Consider the following 1,214-nt stretch of genomic DNA (forward strand, 5'->3'; position numbering starts at 1 on the left):
CACGACTCCGGTCGCGCGTCCGGGCCCGCCGCGAAACACATGAATTACCGTCGCGGATGACGAACGGCCCGTGGGGGGTTCCGGAAAAGGAACCCCCACGGGCCGTTTCGTCGATCAGCTGTCGCCCGGGTGGGTCAGCCCAGCCAGGCGCGCTGGGTGGCAGCCGTGCCGCGCACCTCTTCGAGCTGCTTGGCGACCTGGGTTCCGGCGGTGCCGCCGCGCGCGTTGCGGGAGGCGATGGAGCCCTGCACCGTCAGCACCTCACGTACGGCGGGGGTGAGCCCCGGGTCGACGGCCGCGAACTCCGCGTCGGTCAGCTCGTCCAGGCCGACGCCGCGCGCCTCGGCGGCGCGGACGCAGCCGCCCGCGGCCTCGTGCGCGACGCGGAACGGAACGCCCTGGCGGACCAGCCATTCGGCGATGTCGGTGGCCAGGGTGAAGCCCGCCGGAGCCAGCTCGGCCATGCGGTCGGTGTGGAAGGTCAGGGTGGAGACCAGGCCCGCGATGGCGGGCAGCAGCAGCTCCAGCTGGGCGACCGAGTCGAAGACCGGTTCCTTGTCTTCCTGCAGGTCACGGTTGTAGGCCAGCGGCTGCGCCTTCAGCGTGGCCAGCAAACCGGTCAGGTTGCCGATGAGGCGACCGGCCTTGCCGCGGGTCAGCTCCGAGACGTCGGGGTTCTTCTTCTGCGGCATGATCGACGAGCCGGTGGACCAGGCGTCGGCGAGGGTGATGTAGCCGAATTCCGGTGTGCTCCAGATGATCACCTCTTCGGCCATGCGGCTGAGGTCGACGGCGATCATGGACAGCACGAACGCGGCCTCGGCGGCGAAGTCGCGCGAGGAGGTGGCGTCGATGGAGTTCGCGGCCGAGGAGTCGAAGTTCAGTTCGGCGGCGATGGCTTCCGGATCCAGGCCCAGCGAGGAGCCCGCCAGCGCGCCGGAACCGTAGGGCGACACCGCGGCCCGCTTGTCGAAATCGCGGATCCGGTCGATGTCGCGCAGCAGCGGATGCGCGTGCGCGAGCAGGTGGTGGGCCAGCAGCACCGGCTGGGCGGCCTGCAGGTGGGTCTTGCCGGGCATGACCGCGTCGGGGTGCGCGGCGGCCTGCGCGACGATGGCGTCGACCACGTCCAGCACGCCGGCGGCGATGTGCCGCACCGCGTCCCGCAGCCACATGCGGAACAGCGTGGCCACCTGATCGTTGCGGGAGCGGCC

General features: G+C 71.3%; 1 protein-coding gene. It reads right to left on the reverse strand.

Going from position 1 to position 1,214, the window contains the following annotated elements; translation table 11 throughout:
* Positions 1 to 134: 134 nt before the first annotated feature.
* On the reverse strand, positions 135 to 1,214 hold a 1,080-nt coding region (gene argH / locus ACIRS4_RS37755), incomplete at its 5' end, for an argininosuccinate lyase (protein WP_404204725.1).

Source organism: Streptomyces sp. NPDC101166 (genome assembly GCF_044768125.1).
Lineage (GTDB): Bacteria > Actinomycetota > Actinomycetes > Streptomycetales > Streptomycetaceae > Streptomyces.